Below are 20,304 nucleotides of genomic sequence, written 5' to 3'. Positions count from 1 at the left end.
ATTAAAGCGTTGAACCAATTATATCTTTAAACCCACTAATGCTGCGAGTAAGCTACAATTAACGTACTATGAAAAGGGAATATCGATGAAAATAGCAATATGCGGAATGAGCGGATTTGTCGGGAGTGCGTTAAGAGGCTATTTTGAAAAACAAGGTGATACTGTTATCGGTATCAGTGTCAGAAAATCGAGTGATGCTGCATCGATTGTACAGAAGGTAAACGGATGTGATGTTCTGATTAATCTAGCGGGTGCCAGTATTCTAGGACGCTGGAGCAAAAGCTATAAAGAACTTTTACGTACAAGCCGATTGGATACGACCGATAAGCTGGTAGCGGCGATAGCACTTTGCACTCAACCGCCGCACACGCTTTTAAATGCGTCTGCCGTAGGGATATACGACTCTTTTCATCAGCATGATGAGTCTTCGCGCCATCTCGGAGATGATTTTTTAGCCGGATTGGTCCATGATTGGGAATACAGCGCGATGCGGGCACAATCGGATCGCACACGGGTTTGTACAATGCGTTTTGGGGTCGTATACGGTTCTGCGGGAGGGGCAATGACGAAAATGCTTCCCCCTTTTAAGATGGGGCTTGGAGGGAAAATGGGAGACGGATTTCAAATGGTTTCTTGGATCCATTTGGAAGATCTGGTGCGTGCGTGTGCTTTCCTCATCGAGCATACGCAGATAAAAGGGATTGTGAATTTGACTTCTCCCGAACCGATCAGCAATATGGCACAAACAAAAGCGATGGGACGAATATTGCATCGGCCGACATTTTTTGATCTTCCCGCATGGCTTGTAAAATTGGCTTTCGGGGAAGGATCGCGCGTGATGCTCGATTCCAAAGAGGTGTATCCTAAAGTGCTTCAGGAAAACGGGTTTACTTTTCTTTATCCTACATTTGACAGTGCGATGGTGCAAATTGCTCACGCCCGAGATTGAGCAGTTCTTCATCCAGATGATAAGGGTGTAGTGCTACTTCATCGATTGTTTTAAACGTGAAATGGCTTTTGTCGTAACAAATAACCGAATGGGTTTTCCCCTCCAGAAGCGCATCGATGGCGTAAGTGACAAAACGGTATGCCATGAGGCGGTCGTATACGCTCGGATTGCCGCCGCGTTGAATATGGCCTAAAATACTTACCCGCGATTCGAAGCCTAATTCCTTCTCAAACCATTGGGCGACTTCATTACTGTTTTGAAGCGCTTCGGAGACGATAGCGATAAAATAATCGCGCCCTTTGGAAATCTGGGATTGGAAACACCCTTTATACTCATGAATATCGATCGGTATTTCGGGAATCAAACAGATTTCGGCACCCGAAGTGATGGCGGAAACCAGTGCCAGATAACCGCAGTTGCGTCCCATCGTTTCGATAACGAACGCACGGTTGAACGAGGAAGCGGTATCGCGGATCTGATCGATAGCCTCTTTGATGACTCCCAGAGCCGTATCGACTCCCAGACAATAGTCGGTGCCGTTGATATCGTTGTCGATGGTAGAGGGGATGCCGCAAAAGGCGACTTGGGTATCGGCAAAAAAACGTTCCATACCCCGAAAACTTCCGTCTCCTCCGAGGACGACGAGCCGATCGATACCGTGTGCTTTGAGATTTTCGGCTGCTAGGGTACGGTATCTCTCCTCTTTGAACCGTTCGGAACGGGCCGATCCGATTTTGGTCCCCCCTCGGGTAATGATACCGGCGACATCGCTGTAAGTGGCTTTTTCAATCTTATTATCAATCAACCCCTCGAATCCGTGGTAAATGAAATAGGGCTGCATCCCTTTCATGTAGGAATATTCGACAAAACGCTTCAGGGCAGGATTCATCCCCGAAACATCTCCTCCCGAACATAAGATTCCGATATTGCCGCTCATTGTTTCTCCTTGAGTGTTGTGATTAGCCATTGCGCACACTGATCGCTTACGGTTTCCGTCGCACGTGTAAGCGCCTCTACGGCACCTTTAGCATCGTTTGTCGGGGCTGGGGTAATGATGGTAAAGTGTTTTGAACCGATCGTTTTTTTGGTCGTAGAGTCGATCAACCGGTACGTAATATCGAGGTAGCCTTGACTGGTGCCGTTGTCGTTGAGACGATGGTAAAAAGCGTTGAGGTCGGATTCGAGGATGAGGTCGCTTTGTGCCGAAGACGAAGAGGGGAAAAAAGCTTTGAACATATTTTTTTCCTGAAGTACGGAGCTTAAAGAACGTTCAAGTAAAACGGAAGGGGTATCGCTCCAGCGGCTGTAGAGGTAATGGCCGCTTTCCCCTTTTTCATAAAAATAATAGAGATTTTTGGATGCGAGAGAGGGGAGCGTTTTGATCGAGGCGATACGCAGTGTCCGTGATGAGGAACTTTCTGCCGACGCATTTGCTAGCACAGGGCTGGGAAGAATCGTATATTCGCTGATACTGGGGGTGACGGTGGAACACCCCGAATAGAGCAATAAAACGGGGATAAACAAATAAAAAGTTCGCATAATTATTCTCCTGGTCCGGGTTTAGGGGTGGATTGTTTGAATAAGAGATCTGAGGGGCTCTCTCGCAGATTTTGTAACGTCATCTCCATCTCATTCGAAAGAGTTTGCGTCTGTCGCATCAAATCTCCGAGTTCGGAAGCAGCAGGCGAGGCGATCGCATTGAGGTTATAGTCGCCGCGCTCAAGCGACTCTTCAATTTTACGGATCAGAGTATGGCTTTCGCGTGAAGCGGTGTTTAGAGAGTCCAGCGCAGCGTTCATTTTTGTCTGCATCATGAGATTAAATTTATCAGAAGAATTTTTGACGCTGTCTGCCGCATTTTTCATCGCATAAAGCGATTCGCTGGCATTGTTTTCCAATTGAGACGTTTGCTGCAGTAAGAGTCTGATTTGAGCCTGATAGCCGTCGATTTGTGCACTCAGCGAACGCAGATGTTCAAGTGTTTGAGCGACATTTTCAATATTTTGTTCGCTAAAAAGACGGTCGGCATGATCGAGTGCATTTGAGAGTTTAAAGGCGACATTGCTGAGCGATTCATCGAGCCGTTTGATCAATGAAGGAGATGAAGGGATGATCGCAATGTTGTTTTTAGCGGTTTTTAAAAGGGGGGCATCTTTGGAACCGCCGACGATTTCGATAAATGCCAATCCCGTGATACCGTAAAATTTTAAGACGGCAGTGGAATCGGTTTTGATCGGAGTGTCTTTATGGATTTTAAGTGTCAGTTCGACCTCTTCGCTGTTTTTCGGATTGATTCGGATCGATTCGACCATCCCGACGTCGACTCCATGGAATTTGACGGCGGCTTCGGGCGAGAGGCCGGAGATCGATTCGGTAATATAGACGCGGAAGCGATGGTAATTTCCTTCATCTTGATTGTATTTTCCGAGCCAAAAAGCAAAAGCGATGAGGGCAGAACCGAGTAACAGGACAAAAATTCCTACGGCGGTGTAGTTAACTTTTGATTCCATAAGACCCCTTTTGAAAGAAATAATCGATTAACGGATGATCTTGGGCGAAAACTTCTTCGAGAGTCCCCTCCGCAATGATTTTTTTTTCACCCAGGAGGGCGAAACGATCAACGATATGATGTATGGTATCCAAATCATGTGTCACCATGATCACCGTCAGCCCCAACAGATCTCTGAGCTGTCGGATCAATGCATCAAATTGCCGTGAGCTGAGAGGATCGAGTCCGGATGTCGGTTCATCCAAAAAAAGCAGCTTCGGATCCAGTGCCAACGCCCGCGCCAATGCCGCACGTTTGATCATTCCGCCGCTGAGTTCGCTGGGATAGAGATAGCGGGCGTGCGCCGGAAGACCGACGAGATCGATTTTAAGGGCGATGAGTTCATCGATCATCGAGTGGGGCAAATCGGTATACTCTTTATAGAGGATAGCTATATTTTCGCCGACGGTAAGAGAAGAGTATAAGGCTCCTGATTGAAACAATACCCCCCACTGACGTCGAAGGTTCTGGGCATCGGCAGGAGTGATGTTTTCAAGATCGTATCCCAACACGTTGATTGTACCGCTTTGAAAACGCTGGAGCAGAATCATTTCACGCAATAAAGTCGATTTTCCCGAACCGCTCCCTCCCAAAAGGGCATATATTTCATTATGATTTACCGTACAACTGATACGGTCGTGGATAATATTAGCCCCGAACGACGTCACGACGTCACGTACTTCGATAATCGGCATTGTCATAATTTCAGCTCTGTGAGGAGAATGGAGAAAAGGGCATCGCAGGCGATGACTAAAAAGATTGAATTGACGACGCTTTTCGTGGTGTATAACCCTATGCTTTCGGTATTTAAAGAGACTTGAAAGCCTCGATAGGTACTGACCATCGCGATCAAAAAGGCGAAAAAAGGGCCTTTGATAATACCGATTATAAAATGTTTGACGGCCAGTGCTCCTTGAAGCCGATGTATGAATTCGGTGAAACTTATATGAGATTGGGCTGCTGCGATCACCATCCCCCCGAAAATACCGACGATATCGGCAAAAAAGATGAGCAGCGGCATAACGATCATTAGCGCGAATACCCTCGGCCAAACCAAAAAAGTAAACGGTTCAAATCCCATTGTCCTCATCGCGTCGATCTCTTGGGTCATTTTCATGGCACCGATTTGAGCGGTAAAAGCCGAACCGCTTCGTCCTGCTACGACGATGGCTGTGATGAGCGGGGCCAGTTCCCGAGAGAGGGAAATACCTATCGTATCGACGATAAAAACATCCGCACCGAATTTTTGAAGCTGTACGATGCTTTGATACGCGATGACGACTCCGATCAAAAATGCGCTGAGGGCTATAATCGGCAAAGCGCTGGTTCCGGTAGCATAGATGTGGGCGTTTATCGATCGATAACGTATTTTTAGCGGGTGGGTAAGGGTGTAAAATAAAAGGACGAAAGCCTCCCCGAGATAGGCTAAAAATTCGCCTATTCCCAACACATGGGTATGGGTCGCTTTTCCGAGTGCGTAAAGCCATGAATCGGGAAGCGGAGCCTTCGCTTTTTTTAGAGGATGTCCATAAAGGAGTTCATACAGTGTATTTTGCTCGCTTTTGACTCCGATCAATTCGCTTTCCAGTCCCTGGTCTTTGATCGCACGTAATTGCATCTGCCACAGTGCTGCGCCTGCCGAGTCGAGTTCGCTGACATGGCTAACATCCAGAGAGACGGCTTTATCCGGTCGAAATGATTCCAGCTCTCTGGCGGCGGATGCGAGATACGGGATTGTCCATGATCCGCTGCACCGTATGATACAACGATCTTCGGCATTGACAATGTCGATAGAAGCCGGAAGTGTGATTTGCATGGGTTGATTATATCACTTTTGAGGTTTTTTTCCATTACCAGCCTGTAATGCGATCTTCGAGAAAAGGGCACGGATCGGCATTGGCATGCCATTTGCTTTAAATGTATAAAATTAAAAAGATAAAGTAAGGATTTTAGATGATTAAAAAAATTATCGGACTTTCACTGATTGTTTCGATGAGTTTGTTTGCCGATATCGACAAGCATGAACTCGATAAGTTGAAAGTGGGAGCATTGGTAGTCAAAGATTTAAAATCCGAGCATGTTTTGTATTCGAAAGAGGGGCAAAAAACCCTCAAGCCTGCCAGTCTGACGAAAGTGATGACGGCGCTTTTGGCAATCAACAGCGGGAAAATGAATCAGACTGTCACGATTACGCGGGAGATGACCCGTGTCGAGCCGACCATCGCGGGATATAAGAAAGGGGATCAGATCATTTTGAGCGATTTGGTTCGCGCAGCTATGATCCACTCGGACAATGATGCAGCTATGGCAATCGCTATTGCGCTTGGAGGGACCAAAGAGCATTTTGTGGATATGATGAACGCAAAAGCAAAAGCGATCGGCATGCGCCATACCCATTTCCAAAACCCTTGCGGGTTTGATGACAAAGAACATTATTCGACCCCGAACGATCTGCTAAAACTGACCGAATACGCGATCAAAAATCCTAAATTCAACGCTATCAGTAAACTTAATAATCACATTTATTACTCTCAAAACACCCATCGAAAATTCGTCGCTTATACGCACAACCGCCTTTTACATAAATACGCTTATGCGGTCGGTATCAAAACCGGATTTACCAATAAAGCGGGAGCCTGTCTTATAGCGCGTGCGAAAAAAGACGGTAAAGATTGCGTCATCGTCATGATGAATGCGAAAGTGGATCGTTGGAAAACGGCGAAAAATATTTTTGAGCAAGTATTAAACAGTTAGAAACTTATCTAAAAAATCTTTATAGCTTTGTGCTTTTTCCTCTCTCTTCATCGCCGCATGGGCTGGAGAAGTGGAAGGGAGCAGGACTCTTTCTACTTCTAAATCTTTGTAATGCTTCCTAAACAAATCGTAGCTTTTTTGCCCCGTAAATCCGAGTGCTCGGATATTAGGATAGTCACGTAACAGTTTTTCAAAATCATTCGGAATACAGTTTTTTAGATTCGTATCGCTTGAGTTGCTCCGCTCACAACTCCCTATAACGTCCCACAATCCGATCCCCTTTTCGAGACAAAACGTTTTTTTGGCTTCATTGGTTTCCAACCGTATATTGAATATCTCTTCAAGGATTGGCCAAAAGGCATTACGGGGATGAGCGTAGTAGAAAGACTGCTCAAATGAGGCAATACTGGGGAAGCTTCCGAGGAAAAGTATTTGTGTATTGTTATTGATGATAGGGGGAAAAGGATGGCTATACGTATTCATACTTGAAACTTTACCTTACCTTAAAGCAGTTTCGGCTAAAATTCCGCCACTAATTTTATCAAAGGATTGCCATGAAGCGTGCACTGCTCAGTGTCAGCGATAAAAGCAACATCGTTGAATTCGCCAAATCTCTGATCGGTTTGGATTATCAAATCATCTCGACGGGCGGAACGTATAAAATGCTCAAAGAAGCAAACGTCGCTGCGATCGAGATCGACGAAGTGACCAAATTCCCTGAGTGTTTTGAAGGGCGCGTAAAAACTCTCAATCCGTATATTCACGGTGGAATCTTGCACCGTCGCGACAAACAATCGCATCTCGATCAGGCAAAAGAACTGGGTGTCGAAGCGATCGATTTGGTGTGTGTCAATCTCTATCCGTTTAAAGCGACGATCGAGAAAACCGACGATTTCGAAGAGATCATCGAAAACATCGATATCGGCGGTCCTGCGATGGTCCGCTCTGCGGCAAAAAACTTTGACAGTGTCATTATCCTCACTGACCCGTCAGATTATTCACTCGTCCTCAACGCCATCGCCAACGGTGAAAACACGATGGAATTTCGCCGTGATTTGATGATTAAAGCGTATGAGCACACGGCGGCGTATGACAGCATGATCGCCAACTACATGAACAAACGTTTCAACAACGGTATGGGCTCAAAACAATTCATCGTCGGAAACAAAGTAATGGATACCCGTTACGGCGAAAACCCTCACCAAAAAGGCGGTTTGTATGAGTTTGACGCATTCTTCAGCAAAAACTTCAAAACCCTCAAGGGGGAAGCAAGCTTTAACAATCTTACCGATATCAGCGGAGCGGTAAAAATCGCGGCGGCATTCGGAGATGAGAATGCAATCTGTATCGTCAAGCACGGGAATCCTTGCGGATTTGCGATCCGTAATTCGCTTTTGGACGCCTATAATGAAGCGCTTAAATGCGATCCGATTTCGGCATTCGGCGGTGTGGTCGCGGTAAACGGTGTCGTGACGAAAGAGTTAGCAGAGAAAATGAACGAAATGTTCCTCGAAGTGATTATCGCAGGACGTATCGATGCAGAGGCTCAAGCAGTATTTGAACCGAAGAAACGGCTTAAATTGTTTGAATACGGCAGCGATCGTATTGCATTAAGCAACGATGCAATCGATTTCAAACATATCGACGGCGGATTCGTTTTCCAAGATGCGGACAAAGTGACTGCGGATGAAGTGAAAAATGCTAAATTGGTAACGAAACATGTTGCCGATGAAGCGGCGATGAAAGATGCCGAGATTGCCTATAAAGTCGCGTCACTCACGAAATCAAACTGTGTCGTCTACGTTAAAGATGCGGCGATGGTAGCGGTCGGTATGGGGATGACTTCCCGTGTCGATGCGGCACGCTGTGCACTCAAAAAGGCCGAAGAGATGGGGCTGGATGTCAGCGGTTCAGCCTTGGCTTCCGAAGCGTTCTTTCCGTTTCGTGACTCAATCGATGCGGCAGCGGGAGCGGGAGTTAAAACCGTTATCCAACCGGGCGGTTCGGTACGGGATGAGGAAGTCATCGCGGCGGCGGACGAGCATGGGATGGCCCTTTATTTCACCGGTGTACGCCACTTTCTCCACTAAGATAAGTTGCGCCTCTACGGCGCAATGTGAAATCCTTTCTTTTCCCCTAATCTACGAAAACCTCTTTTTAACCTTGATTGACATTGACTCAATCTTAGTGCTATAATTTTTACAGTTAAATTATTATCATTATTACCAGGATTTGAATATGTCAAAAAGTTTATACGATACATTAGAAGTTTCTTCGAGCGCAAGTGACGCCGAGATCAAAAAAGCCTATCGAAAATTGGCGCGTCAGTATCATCCCGATGTGAACAAAGACCCGAAGGCCGAAGAGAAATTCAAAGAGATTAATGCCGCCTATGAAGTGCTCAGCGATAAAGAGAAACGTTCCAAATACGACCAATTCGGCGACTCGATGTTCGGCGGTCAGAATTTCCACGATTTTGCCCGAGGGCAGGGAGGAAATGTAGATCTAGACGAGATTCTGCGCAATATTTTCGGCGGTGCAGGCGGTTTCGGAGGAGGACGCGGCGGATTTGGCGGAGGCGGCTTCGGCGGATTTAATGGGGGAGCCGGTTTTGGCGGAGGCGGTTTCGGAGGGGGAATGAATCTCGATATCGATGCCAACGTCACCGTTCCGTTTGCCGTTGCGGTATTGGGTGGAAAACATTCGATCAGTCTAAGCGGTGAGAGTTTCGACATTAAAATTCCCGCAGGGATTAAAAGCGGCGAAAAGCTCCGTGTGCGAGGAAAAGGAAAACGTGCCGGAAATCAAGTCGGCGATTTGTATCTTCGCATCGACGTGGCGGCAAATCCAGAATACGAACGGGAGGGGGATAACCTGATCAAAACGTTTAATGTCCCGCTCTATGCCGCTCTTTTCGGCGGAAAAGTGAGCGTTCAGACATTGGAAAAAGAGGTTACTCTCAAAGTTCCGGAAAACACGAAAAACTCTCAGCGTTTCCGGCTCAAAGAGATGGGGGTTATGAATCGCCAAACCAACGTTCGCGGCGATTTGTATCTTAAAGCCAATATCGTTCTCCCTGCAGTGGAGAAAATCGATCCGGCGTTAGTCGAGCAGATGAAAAAATCCCTTCCGCAGGAGTAAATGATGCACCATTTTGACGAACCGGTTTACATGATCAGCATCGTAGCCAAGATCCTCGATATCCATCCGCAGACGCTCCGTCAATACGAGAGGGAAAACCTGATTACGCCGTCACGTTCGGATGGTCGGATACGTCTGTATTCCCAACGCGATATCGAAAAGATTAAAACGATTCTCCGTCTCACCCGCGAGTTGGGAGTGAACCTCGCCGGAGTCGACGTCGTCATGCGTTTAAAAGATAAAATGGAGATGATGGAGCAAGAGCTCTCAGAGATGCGTCTGGAACTTGCCCGTATGCGCAATTCCAGCGGTGTTCCTCCGGAAAAATCGCTTGTCACCAAACGGAGCATTTACGAAATGGTCATTTTTGAAGACGACATTTTGAAGTAACGTTATGTCCGTCAATCCGATTATCCATGAGAGCTGGAAAGAGGCTCTTAAAAATGAATTTATTCACCCCTATATGGAAGAGCTAAAAGCCTTTTTGGTCGAAGAAAAAAAACGCTATACGATTTTTCCGCAAGGTAGCCATATCTTTAATGCATTTAATTCGACCCCTTTTGAATCGGTTAAAGTCGTAATACTGGGTCAAGACCCTTATCATGGGCCTGGGCAAGCTCACGGTCTTTCGTTTTCCGTTCAACAGGGAATCCCTCTTCCCCCTTCACTGCAAAACATATTTAAAGAACTTGTCGACGATATCGGATGTCCGTATCCCAAAAACGGGGATTTGAGTCATTGGGCGCAGGAGGGGGTTTTGCTCCTCAATACGCTGTTAACCGTTCGTGCGGGTGAAGCCTTCTCACATAAAGAGAGGGGATGGGAACGTTTTACGGATCAGGTGATCCGGACGTTGAGCGAGCGACGCGAGCATATCGTTTTTATATTATGGGGGGCTCCCGCAGGGAAAAAATCGGGCTTGATTGACGGTAAAAAACATCTGATTTTAAAAGCTCCGCATCCCTCTCCTCTCTCTTCGTATCGGGGGTTTTTCGGATCAAAACCATTTTCGCAAACGAATCGATATCTGCAACAGCATGCAATCGCTCCTATCGACTGGACTCTTTGAAAATCTTTAGCTGTTTTTTACGCTCTTTGAGGAGTTTGGAAAACTCTTTAATCGGATGGCGGCGATAGAGTGCCTGAAACCATTCGATTTGGTTGGAAATGTCCTGAATTCTCCCTAGATGATCTTGCAACATTTTGCACTGAGTGATTTTTTCCCCTTCGTCGTGCAGAGAACTCTCAGTCAGAAATTCCAAAGCATAGCGCGATATTTTAAACCGTATACGAAGGGCATGCAGCTCTTTTTCAGGAGTTTGCGGAGTGAGCGCGTTGTATAGATTAATACTCTCCTGATAATAGGATAGTGCATCGTAGATAAGCTGCTGCGTATCGGTTGAAGGATTGCACTCGATCACGCTGTCGTAAAACTCATTTAAAACCTCCAATATCTCTTTTCTGTGAAGATCGTCGAAGAGTTCACCGTAATAGTCGTTGCGAAGTTCGGTGATATGGCGATAGGCATTCGGATAATTCTTCGAGGAGATATCGGCAAGTAATACATCAAGCTCTCGCAGCGGATTGGTTCGTTTGATAAATTGTTTGAGGATAGGGGGAAATGACAACGGCACATATGGGTAGAGTTTGAGTAAAGCCCGTATCCGGCGCAATGATACACGGAATTGGTGCAGGTTTGCAGGATCGGAATCGAGGGTGATTTTCGGGATGAGAAGGATGGTATGATAAATATGGTAGGAGATGTATCTTGTCAGTGGCAAAAGTTCCATTCACCCATTATAGCCCGTTTCTGATTAGAATGTGAATACGGCATAGATAGGTAAATGATCCGAATAGCCTTCCCCTAAATGGTGCTTCGGGTACTTGCGGCTTTGTTGCCAGCGGTAGATTTTATTTTTATAAAAGAGATAAGAGGGATCAAAACGGTTAAAACTACCGCGTGCGTATTCGATCCCTTTTCCATCTGCCAATGCAGGGGAGATGATGATATTGTCGAGGGCTTCTTCGGTTTTTCTGTACTGATGGCTCCACCGTCTGTTTTCAGGAAGTTCGTACCAGAGATTATAAAGATAGGTAGCATCTTTTTCCAGCGAACCGTAGGTAACGGGGTTGTTATCAGAATCGATGGTATGTAGGATATGATTGATTCCGGTTATACCGTCGGTATCGTTGTGTTTTCGGCTTCGTAGAAAAGTGCGGTACTCTTCATAATGGGAGTTGAAATCCCCTATCAGTACAAAAGGTTCATCGGGAGGAAGCTCTTTTAAACGCAGTGCAAGCCGTTTGGCACAGAGAATCCGTTCGCTCTCCGGACCGCTTTTGGACTTCCAGTGGTTGACGAAAATGCGTAGAGGTTTCCCGTCCAGGAGAATTTTAACCTCTAAAATATCGCGGTATTTACGGCTTGCGCCGACCGGAAGTTTTAGTGCGCTTTGTATCGGATAACGGCTCAGAAGTGCATTGTTGACGGTAGAGTTTTTGGTTCTGGCAAATGCATAATAGGGGTAATAAAGCCCTTGGCGGTTGAGTTCGGCTTTGAGATCTTTGAGGGCACTCTCGGATTCGATTTCCTGCAATCCGATGACGTCTGCACCGATATCGCGGATCACCTCTGCCGTATGGCGCAGTTTTGTCCGATACATCGTTTCATCCCATCCCCACAATCCGTTGGGGATATACTCTTCGTATTCGGTTCCGTCATCGTTCATATCGAAAAGATTTTCGACGTTGTATGTCGCGATTTTCATTTCGCCTCCCCATAACCATGAGATCATCAGCCCTATTAGCCAGAATAGACGCATTAATCGATTCCGCTGAGTCTGAGCAGATTTTTACTCTCGCACTCTCTTCCCATCATCTCGACAAAGAGTTCCTGCATGCTTTGGCTTCCCCCTTTTGCAAGGACGATCTCTTTGTACTTGCGAGCCAGTTCGGAACCGAATACTCCCTCATCGACGATAGCGTAATAGGCATCGGCACTGAGGACTTCCGCCCATTTATAGCTGTAATATCCGGCACTGTAGCCGCCGCTGAAAATATGGGAAAATCCGTTTTGGAATTTATTATAACTCGGCGGAGTGATTAATGCAGTTCGGGCACGAATCGTATCGAGGAGATGTTGAACCTCTTCACCCTGATACAGCCGGGAATGGAGTTCGAAATCGAACAGAGCGAACTCAAGCTGGCGAAGCATAAAAAGCGCACTTTGGAAATTCTTGGCACGGATCAGTTTCGCAATCATTTCGTCGCTGAGAACCTCTGCGGTTTCGTAATGTTTGGCGAAGAGTTTAAGAACTTTAGGCTCATAGGCAAAGTTTTCGAGGAACTGCGAAGGAAACTCGACTGCATCCCATTCGACTCCGTTAACGCCGCTAACCCCGTGTTCTTTGACACGGCTGAGAAGATGATGAAGGGTGTGTCCCATTTCGTGGAATAGTGTGACGACATCATCGTGCCGAAGCAAAGACGGGGAAGTCTCGCTGGAGGGCGGGAAGTTACAAACGACAAAAGCACTGGAGAGATGGGTGCATCCTTGCGTGTCTTCGCAGTGGGTTTGAAAATTGTGCATCCATGCGCCGCCGCGTTTGCCTTTACGGGCTTCAAGGTCGAAATAGACGCGGGCGCGGAGGTTATCTCCTTCGTAGATATCGTAAGCCGTCGCTTTCTCATCCCAGAGTTCCAACGTTTGAGGAACGAAACGGAGCCCGAACAGGCTTTCTAAAAAAGTAAACATTCCAAGGATGACACTGTGCTGCTCGAAATAAGGGCGGTATTCTTCTTCGTCGATGTCGTATCTCGCTTTTTTAAGCATTTCGCCGTAATAGGCACTGTCATAACTTTGCAAATCGATATCGCCGGCAAATGCACGCAATTCGGCAATCTCTTTTTCCCCCTGCGGACGTGAAGCATCCACCAACTCATTCAAAAATTTTAACACGCTTTGAGGATCGGGCGCCATTTTGGAGGCCAGAGAATATTCAGAATAGTTTTGGAAACCCAGTAATTCGGCACTCTCTTGCCGCAGTCGCATCAGCTCGTCTATGATTTCGCCGTTTTGCGGTGCGCGGGTCGTGTAGGCGCGGTATAGCTCCTCGCGGATGGCGCGGTTAGGGCCGTATGTCATGTAGGCGATGTAGGAGGGCATCTGAAGAGTAAAACGGTATTTAGTAACGCCGTCTTCTTCGAAACAGGCGTTTTCAAGATCGCTTTCGGGAATTCCCTCGACATCGGCCGCATCGGTGATGATTTTTTCATATGCATTGGTAGCATCCAGAACGTTTTGGGAAAAGTCATTTGTCAGAGTGCTTTTACGGAGGTTGATTTCGGCCAAACGCTGTTTCGAACTTTCATCGAGATGGGCGCCGGCAAGTTCAAAATGGAGGATATTTAGATCGAGAATACGACGTTGTTCGATATTGAGTTTGTCATACTCAGTTGCTTTTATCTGCTTAAATGCTTCGTAGATTGCGAGATTTTGGCCGATAAAAGTGGAATATTCGGTTAAGATCGGGAGGGCGTCAGCATAGACCTTTTGAGTGGCTTCGGAGTTTTTGACGGCATTCATATGCGACAATGGGGTAAACAAGAGCTCCATCTCTTCTTCCATAAAATCGAAAGGACGGACGAAATTGTTATAGGTTTTTCCTTCGATAGCAAGTAGCGTATCGATGGTTTGATGATAATCGGCGATCAGGCGGTTAAGGTCATCGATAAATGTTTCCAGATTAAGGGTAAAATCGGTAAAAGGGTGCATGTTCTCTCCTGTAAAGTCGTTATTGTAGTGTAGGCTTTCAAAAAGTATTCTATAATTCGACAATTTGTCATTACCAAAAAGGTTTATACCGATGAGTGCAATAATCAAACTACTGCTTCGTTATATTTTTGTCGGGGCTCTCTCCCTGTTTCCTCTGATCCTGGTGATCGTCGTGGTCAATTATCTGAAAAATCTCGGGGTAAGCGCGTATCTTTCGTTACACGATTATACCGATTCGTTCGAAATCACCTTAGCACTGATGATAGGGGTGATCGGGGTATTTGCATTGCTCGGGTTTTCGATCGAAAAATACGGTCGTTCCATTTTTATTTCGATGATCGACAATACGTTTGAAAAAATACCGGCAATCCGATCGGTCTATTCGGTTTCAAAAAAATTGGCGACGATGCTTAGCGGCGGGGAAGACGGGACGAAAAAAGAGGTTGTATTGGTCGAATATCCGAAAAACGATGTCTGGGTTCCTGCGTATTTATTAAACCGTCATCAAAACATTTGCGTTTTATTCATTCCTACTTCTCCGAATCCGACAAGCGGGTATACGGTTATCGTCGATGAAAAACTGATTCTCAAAACAACCGTAACGTTACAGGAAGCTTCGTCGTTTATCATCAGTATGGGAGCCGATTTCCCAAAACGCGAAGAGATTGCCGCCCTTATTCAAACTCGTCAAACTTCGGTTCAAGTGCTTTAAATCTCTCCAGCAGATCTTTTTGATAAAGAGGCGCATTATGATAGAGTTTTCGCAGTGCGGCGGTGCCGTAGGCCTCTTCCAACGAGGAGTCGACTACAATAAACGAGAGGTATATCGTATTTTCGTTGATTGAAAATTGCAGATGCTCTAAATTGGCGTTTTCATGTAAAAGGTAATCGTATAACGCTTCGATATTCTCCTGCGGAATCCGGCACAATGCCGAATCTGCGATAATAATACCGTTGTCGTAGTAGTTGATATCGAAGCGGGTGACTCCGCTCTCAAACCTCCAGCTCCGTTGGCTTCGGCGCGAAAGGGTGACATTGATTCCCAGCGTCACTAAAATCTTTTCGACGAGCGCTACGGTTCCGGACGGTTTGTACCCCTCACGTCTGCGTTTGGCAACTTCGAGTTTCGTCCCGCATTTAGGGCAATAGTCGTTTTGGATACCCTCTTCAAAAATCAGATTTTTGCAGGAGACACATCGGATAATATTCTCTTGATTTAGAGCATAAAACTGATCCATCGCCTCTTTGAGCGTATAAAAGGGGAGGGCAAAGCCGAGGTTATTGGAGTTTTGAATTATAAACGTATTGACACCGATGACTTCGGCGGTTTCGTTTAAAAGCGGACCTCCGCTGTTGCCGGGGTTAATCGCGGCATCGAACTGGATATATTCGACTTCCCCCTGAAGGCGCGAAGATTTGGATATGATCCCCTCGGTAGTGGAATAATTAAGTCCGTAAGGGTGACCGATAGCGATAACCCCGTCTCCGTCTTGGATCGGTGAAGTCGCAAGCAAGAGTGCATGAGTAGGTTTAATCGGCACCGGGGAACGGATGAATGCCAGATCGAACGCAGGGTCGTCATAGACTACGGTTCCGATTGTTTTGGCGAGGCTTTTGGTACTGATTAAGACCTCTTTTAGACCGCTTACAACGTGCGAATTGGTGATAATAAGCCCATCGATTACGAAACCGCTTCCGCTACCGTAGGGGTTTGTGATTTGGACGATGCTCTCGATGGTCTGTTCGACCATTTTTTGGGTGGATAGATTCACCTTACGACTCCGTAAAATCGAGATTTTTGATTTGAAGATAAAAACTTTGGCTGAAATGGTCCAGATCGCTGTAGTTGACGCTGTCACTGAAGTTTCTTAGCCCTTTGTAACGGCCGGTGTACGGTTCGATCGCTTCGGCGATCCGTTTGGAAATCAGATTTTTTTGAAACTGACGGGTTTCGAAATCATAAAGGGGCGTATCTCCCTGCTCTTTGAAAAAATCGGCGGCATAGACCTCGACATGCAGATGCAAAAGCGCCCGCAGTGAAGGATGAAGACCGTAGTTATACAGAATATAGAGTGAGATATAGCGGTAGATGACGCTGATGACGTAGTTGGAACGGTTGTTTTTGTACCATCGTACTTTGCCTAGAGATTCGTCGATAAAAGAGGCGATTTCGTCATGCATCGCCTGATCGAACGGGGAAAAGGTATAGGCCGAATCGTAGAGCTGGGAAGAAAACTCTTCAAGACTCATTGCCTCCAGCTCCCCGAGGTATTTTTCCAATTCGGCATTTTTATCTTCGGTCAGCTTTTCATCGTCCATGAAATAGCCGTTGATCTTTTCGCTGATGTTTTTCGCCATTTTTTTATGAGGGAGAAGGAGATAATCGATTTGCAACAGCAACGCCAAATAGCTAAAAGAGACCATGCCGGTATTGTCATTGGACAAAAGCCCGACAAGACTTTGCCGGGTTTGGGCGATCCAGTGTTTCATACACTCAAAATATCGCTTGGTTTTTTCCGCTTCGATAGGGATGATATGCGTGCAGTCGAGTAGCAACGATTCTTCAAATTCACTGGCGATAAACTCTTTTTCGTAATCGGCGTTGAGGGCGATTTCACGTAGCGGAAAAAAGATTTTTTGCGGGGTGACGGTTGCATTGTTTAGCCGGACCGAAAGACGAACAACTCCGTCGGTATCGCTAAAACGGCAATAGGTGAGTTGAAAATTACGTTCGAGAAAACGGCGTTTCATGGCAACATGCAGCGCTTTACTATGGGCAATATCGGCATGAGCCTGTAACGATTCGGAAGTGATGGTTCCCCGAATGAGGGCATATCCTTGGATCAACGTAAAGCGGATCGAATCTTTTTCGATTTCGATGCTCAAATGCGGCTGCGCAAATGTACCGTTGCAATGGAGTAAAGAGGAGAGGAAACGCTCGTATCCCAGAAGAGTGTCACCGTGGATAAATCCTTCGGAAGCTTCGTCGAAAAGTTCTTGTTCCTTCGGATTGGGCAGAGCATGAATCCCCCGACCGTATTGCGGCGCTTCATGCATCGGGGGCGGGTTGAACCACGATCGGATGCTCTCAAACACTTTCACCCTTGATTTTCCTTCTCTTTATATACTGCTTAGTGTAATCAAAGCAACCTTAAAGCGACGATAAAGTATAATACGCGTACTTTAAAAGGGGGTTGTATGGGCTATAAGCGTGTTTTGGTAAAGTTCTCGGGTGAGGCTTTGGCAGGTGAAAACGGTCATGGCATCGATACGAAAATCCTCAAGTTCATTGCAACTGAGATCCGAACACTTACGGATGCGGGAATCGAAGTCGGTATCGTCATCGGTGCCGGTAACATCATTCGCGGCGTAACGGCGGCAGCGGACGGTATTATTCGCCGTACTTCGGGCGATTATATGGGGATGCTCGGAACGGTTATCAATGCGATCGCGATGCAGGAAGCATGTGAACATGAGGGGATGCAGGTCCGGGTACAAAGTGCCATCAAAATGGAACAAATCGCCGAAGCGTTTATCGTCCGTCGTGCGATGCGCCATCTCGAACGGGGACGTGTCGTGATTTTTGCCGCAGGGACCGGTAACCCGTTTTTTACGACCGATACCGCTGCGACCCTCCGTGCTATCGAAATCGGCGCGGAAGTAATCATAAAAGCTACTAAAGTAGATGGTGTCTACAGCAAAGACCCTAAAAAATATCCTGATGCGGTCAAACTCCCGACATTGGGATATGACGAAGCGCTCCAAGATCATATCAAAGTAATGGACGATACTTCTATCGCATTGGCAAAAGAGAATAAGCTGCCGATTATCGTGTGTGACATGTTTACTCCGGGTAATCTTCTTGAAATCATTCAGGGCAATACTGAACGTTGCTCTATCGTGAAATAAATCCAAATCAAAGGAAATACAAAATGAGACTTGAACAACTTACCGCAAAAGCATTAGAAACTGCAAATATCGACCGTTACCAATTGGCGTTGGCAGTCGCCAAACGTTCTGAAGAGCTGCTAAACGGTGCTACGACAAAATTAAATGTCGATATGAAGAAAGCAAAAACGGCGGATATCGCTTTGATGGAGATCGCCGAAGGGCATATCACTATCAAAGGCTTTGTAAACAAAGACTAATTCCTCAAGAGCTACATCATTGAATACTATCGATATTGAAAAAGTAACCAGGATCAATGATGTCGAAGATGCGGTAACGTATCTTTATGAAAGTATCCCTTCCTCCGAGGCGATTGAAAACGCCCTCCAATTCGCACGCAAAGCACATGCAAATCAGACGCGAAAAAGCGGTGAACCTTATATCGTTCATCCCGTTTTAGTCGCTTCTATCGTCGCCAACATCACAGGGGACGAAGCGATGGTGATCGCGGCACTGTTGCATGATGTCGTCGAAGATACCCATATAACGATTCAGGATGTTGAACGCGATTACGGCTCCGATGTTGCCCATCTGGTCGAAGGATTGACCAAAATCGATGCGATCCGCGATGCACAGCTCATCCCTTCGCATTCAGATGAAAAATTGGTCGTTTCTGCATTATCGTTTCGAAAGATGCTGGTAGCGTCGATCGAAGACGTACGGGTATTGGTCGTTAAACTGTGCGATCGTCTTCATAATATGCTGACCCTTGGGGCACTAAGCCCCGCCAAACAGCACCGTATCGCGGAAGAGACTCTCGTCGTGTATGCCCCGATTACCCAGCGTTTGGGGATTTCGTTTCTCAAAAACCTTCTCGAAGATTTGAGTTTCAGTTATCTTTTTCTCGAAGAGAAACGGGCGATCGATATGTATCTTGAAGAGAACTACCGTTCGATCAACGCGCGCTTGAACGCTTTTTGCGAGAAACTGACGAAAATGATGCTCGAAAACGGCTTCAATGAAGACGATTTCGAAATTCTCAGTCGTGTAAAACACCATTACTCGATTTATCTTAAAATGCAGAGAAAAGGGATCAGTATCGATGAGATTCTGGACCTGCTTGCTGTACGTATCTTGGTAAAAAAACCGCTGGATTGTTACCGGGTGTTCGGAATGGTCCATTTGAACTTCCAACCGCTGAGTTCCCGTTTCAAAGACTATATCGCGATTCCGAAAGAGAACGGTTATCAGACGCTTCATACGACCGTCTTTCATGAGAGTGCGATTTTCGAAGTGCAGATACGAACGTACGATATGCATAAAACGGCGGAATTGGGCGTTGCGGCGCACTGGAAATATAAAAGCGGGAATAACAATCCGATCAGTCTGGATTGGCTTCACAACCTCCAGTACCAAAACGAGTCGGTCGAAGCGTTTTACGAATTGATCAAAAACGATCTTTACAGTGACGATATCAGCGTTTTTTCGCCGAAAGGAAAATCGTTTACGCTACCGCGCGGTGCAGTGGCTTTGGATTTTGCCTATGCGATACATACCGAAATCGGCGACAGTGCCGAAGGATGTCTGATTAATAAAGAAAAAGCATCGCTTCTAACCGAACTGCATAACGGCGATATGGTCAAAATCATTGCCTCGCCGAAAAAGATTACACGTTGCAGCTGGATAGATGCCGTTAAAACATCACGTGCCAAATCGAGTATGCGGGCCAATTGCAATCAGCGGATCCGTATGATCGATACCGAAAGCGGAATCAATATCATTACAACGATTTTCCATTTGAATCAGTCCCGCATTAACGAACTGTTTTCGCAGACTCACTTGGAAGAGCAACGTCACCGCATACCAAGCGAATTGGATTTGCTTAAAGAAACGGTGAATCGTTTTACACAAGAGATACGGACGAACAACCGCTTTAGAGCTTTTCTGGCACGGAATCGGTTTAAAGTGAAACCGTACGTTTTCGCAGCTTTGGAAGTGTATGCCAATACCAATATCGGCGATGTGGTATTCGATTACTGCTGTCATCCGAAAACGGGCGATGAAATCGTCGGTTTTTTACAAGACGGGAAAGCACACGTCCATCATAAAATGTGTAAAAATGCCGCGGCGATGATCGATCGGCATGAACCGATGGTATTCGTACGCTGGAAAGCACAACACTATTATCGCTATCATCTGATCATCAGCATGCAAAGCGCACAAGGCTCTCTCGCCGACTTACTCACCTTT

At 46.2% G+C, this 20,304-nt stretch carries 21 protein-coding genes; 10 read left to right on the top strand and 11 right to left on the bottom strand.

The window, feature by feature from the left end; all coding sequences use genetic code 11:
• Nucleotides 1-85 precede the first annotated feature (85 nt).
• Nucleotides 86-949, top strand: coding sequence for a TIGR01777 family oxidoreductase (locus Q0389_RS10000; RefSeq protein ID WP_298693870.1), 864 nt, complete (start codon nt 86-88; stop codon nt 947-949).
• Here the strand turns inward: Q0389_RS10000 and Q0389_RS09995 are convergent.
• From Q0389_RS09995 to Q0389_RS09975, 5 genes are read right to left on the bottom strand one after another with little or no spacing between them, the layout of a single operon-like run.
• Nucleotides 903-1,886: a 6-phosphofructokinase gene (locus Q0389_RS09995; protein ID WP_298693869.1), complete on the bottom strand. Its 984-nt coding sequence runs from the start codon at nt 1,884-1,886 to the stop codon at nt 903-905. The two genes, Q0389_RS10000 and Q0389_RS09995, sit on opposite strands and share 47 nt — an antisense overlap.
• Nucleotides 1,883-2,488: an ABC-type transport auxiliary lipoprotein family protein gene (locus tag Q0389_RS09990; RefSeq protein ID WP_298693868.1), complete on the bottom strand. Its 606-nt coding sequence runs from the start codon at nt 2,486-2,488 to the stop codon at nt 1,883-1,885. The genes Q0389_RS09995 and Q0389_RS09990 overlap by 4 nt, the downstream gene beginning before the upstream one ends.
• Before the next feature lie 2 nt (nt 2,489-2,490).
• Nucleotides 2,491-3,459: an MlaD family protein gene (locus Q0389_RS09985; RefSeq protein WP_298693867.1), complete on the bottom strand. Its 969-nt coding sequence runs from the start codon at nt 3,457-3,459 to the stop codon at nt 2,491-2,493.
• On the bottom strand, nt 3,443-4,198 hold the full coding sequence (locus tag Q0389_RS09980) for an ATP-binding cassette domain-containing protein (protein ID WP_298693866.1): 756 nt from the start codon (nt 4,196-4,198) through the stop codon (nt 3,443-3,445). The genes Q0389_RS09985 and Q0389_RS09980 overlap by 17 nt, the downstream gene beginning before the upstream one ends.
• A complete protein-coding gene (locus Q0389_RS09975) occupies nt 4,195-5,313 on the bottom strand; it encodes an MlaE family lipid ABC transporter permease subunit (RefSeq protein ID WP_298693865.1) in 1,119 nt (372 codons plus the stop codon). Before Q0389_RS09975 ends, Q0389_RS09980 begins: the two co-directional genes overlap by 4 nt.
• 137 nt (nt 5,314-5,450) lie before the next feature.
• On the opposite strand from Q0389_RS09975, the gene Q0389_RS09970 reads away from it, so the two are divergent.
• Nucleotides 5,451-6,251, top strand: coding sequence for a D-alanyl-D-alanine carboxypeptidase family protein (locus Q0389_RS09970; protein WP_298693864.1), 801 nt, complete (start codon nt 5,451-5,453; stop codon nt 6,249-6,251).
• Here the strand turns inward: Q0389_RS09970 and Q0389_RS09965 are convergent.
• The gene (locus Q0389_RS09965) at nt 6,240-6,734 is read right to left on the bottom strand and encodes a DNA-deoxyinosine glycosylase (protein ID WP_298693863.1); all 495 of its coding nucleotides are present in this window, start codon (nt 6,732-6,734) and stop codon (nt 6,240-6,242) included. The genes Q0389_RS09970 and Q0389_RS09965 overlap by 12 nt on opposite strands.
• A gap of 71 nt (nt 6,735-6,805) precedes the next feature.
• Between Q0389_RS09965 and purH the strand changes: the two genes are divergently transcribed.
• From purH to ung, 4 genes are all read left to right on the top strand, one after another.
• Entirely contained in the window at nt 6,806-8,341 is a 1,536-nt protein-coding gene (gene purH, locus Q0389_RS09960) for a bifunctional phosphoribosylaminoimidazolecarboxamide formyltransferase/IMP cyclohydrolase (protein ID WP_298693862.1), read from the top strand.
• 148 nt (nt 8,342-8,489) lie between these two features.
• Nucleotides 8,490-9,392, top strand: a complete 903-nt coding sequence (locus tag Q0389_RS09955) for a DnaJ C-terminal domain-containing protein (RefSeq protein WP_298693861.1) — start codon at nt 8,490-8,492, stop codon at nt 9,390-9,392.
• Nucleotides 9,393-9,395: 3 nt separating this feature from the next.
• Nucleotides 9,396-9,782, top strand: coding sequence for a helix-turn-helix transcriptional regulator (locus tag Q0389_RS09950; RefSeq protein ID WP_298693859.1), 387 nt, complete (start codon nt 9,396-9,398; stop codon nt 9,780-9,782).
• Nucleotides 9,783-9,786: 4 nt separating this feature from the next.
• A complete protein-coding gene (gene ung, locus Q0389_RS09945; RefSeq protein ID WP_298693858.1) occupies nt 9,787-10,461 on the top strand; it encodes a uracil-DNA glycosylase in 675 nt (224 codons plus the stop codon).
• On the opposite strand, the gene Q0389_RS09940 is transcribed toward ung, so the two are convergent.
• Genes Q0389_RS09940 through Q0389_RS09930 form a run of 3 tightly spaced genes read right to left on the bottom strand, consistent with a single transcriptional unit; the run spans nt 10,442 to nt 14,166 of the window.
• Nucleotides 10,442-11,182 (bottom strand): CHAD domain-containing protein, encoded by a 741-nt coding sequence (locus Q0389_RS09940; RefSeq protein ID WP_298693856.1) that lies wholly within the window; start codon nt 11,180-11,182, stop codon nt 10,442-10,444. The two genes, ung and Q0389_RS09940, sit on opposite strands and share 20 nt — an antisense overlap.
• A 24-nt stretch (nt 11,183-11,206) precedes the next feature.
• Nucleotides 11,207-12,160 (bottom strand): endonuclease/exonuclease/phosphatase family protein, encoded by a 954-nt coding sequence (locus Q0389_RS09935; protein WP_298693855.1) that lies wholly within the window; start codon nt 12,158-12,160, stop codon nt 11,207-11,209.
• A 53-nt stretch (nt 12,161-12,213) separates the two neighbouring features.
• Entirely contained in the window at nt 12,214-14,166 is a 1,953-nt protein-coding gene (locus Q0389_RS09930; protein WP_298693854.1) for a M3 family metallopeptidase, read from the bottom strand.
• Between the two features lie 91 nt (nt 14,167-14,257).
• On the opposite strand from Q0389_RS09930, the gene Q0389_RS09925 reads away from it, so the two are divergent.
• Nucleotides 14,258-14,878: a DUF502 domain-containing protein gene (locus tag Q0389_RS09925; RefSeq protein WP_298693853.1), complete on the top strand. Its 621-nt coding sequence runs from the start codon at nt 14,258-14,260 to the stop codon at nt 14,876-14,878.
• Here Q0389_RS09925 and Q0389_RS09920 read toward each other — a convergent pair.
• The gene (locus Q0389_RS09920; protein ID WP_298693852.1) at nt 14,841-15,938 is read right to left on the bottom strand and encodes a trypsin-like peptidase domain-containing protein; all 1,098 of its coding nucleotides are present in this window, start codon (nt 15,936-15,938) and stop codon (nt 14,841-14,843) included. The two genes, Q0389_RS09925 and Q0389_RS09920, sit on opposite strands and share 38 nt — an antisense overlap.
• Before the next feature lies 1 nt (nt 15,939).
• Nucleotides 15,940-17,268 (bottom strand): hypothetical protein, encoded by a 1,329-nt coding sequence (locus Q0389_RS09915; protein WP_298693851.1) that lies wholly within the window; start codon nt 17,266-17,268, stop codon nt 15,940-15,942.
• A 96-nt stretch (nt 17,269-17,364) separates the two neighbouring features.
• Here Q0389_RS09915 and pyrH point away from each other — a divergent pair, with 96 nt between their 5' ends.
• From pyrH to Q0389_RS09900, 3 genes are all read left to right on the top strand, one after another.
• Entirely contained in the window at nt 17,365-18,075 is a 711-nt protein-coding gene (gene pyrH / locus Q0389_RS09910) for a UMP kinase (protein WP_298693850.1), read from the top strand.
• A gap of 23 nt (nt 18,076-18,098) precedes the next feature.
• Nucleotides 18,099-18,314 (top strand): DNA-directed RNA polymerase subunit omega, encoded by a 216-nt coding sequence (locus tag Q0389_RS09905; protein ID WP_298693849.1) that lies wholly within the window; start codon nt 18,099-18,101, stop codon nt 18,312-18,314.
• A gap of 19 nt (nt 18,315-18,333) precedes the next feature.
• On the top strand, nt 18,334-20,304 hold a 1,971-nt coding region (locus Q0389_RS09900), incomplete at its 3' end, for a RelA/SpoT family protein (protein ID WP_298693848.1).

Source organism: uncultured Sulfuricurvum sp. (genome assembly GCF_937936435.1).
Classification (GTDB): domain Bacteria; phylum Campylobacterota; class Campylobacteria; order Campylobacterales; family Sulfurimonadaceae; genus Sulfuricurvum.
This window is presented reverse-complemented; position numbering and strand designations above follow the sequence as displayed.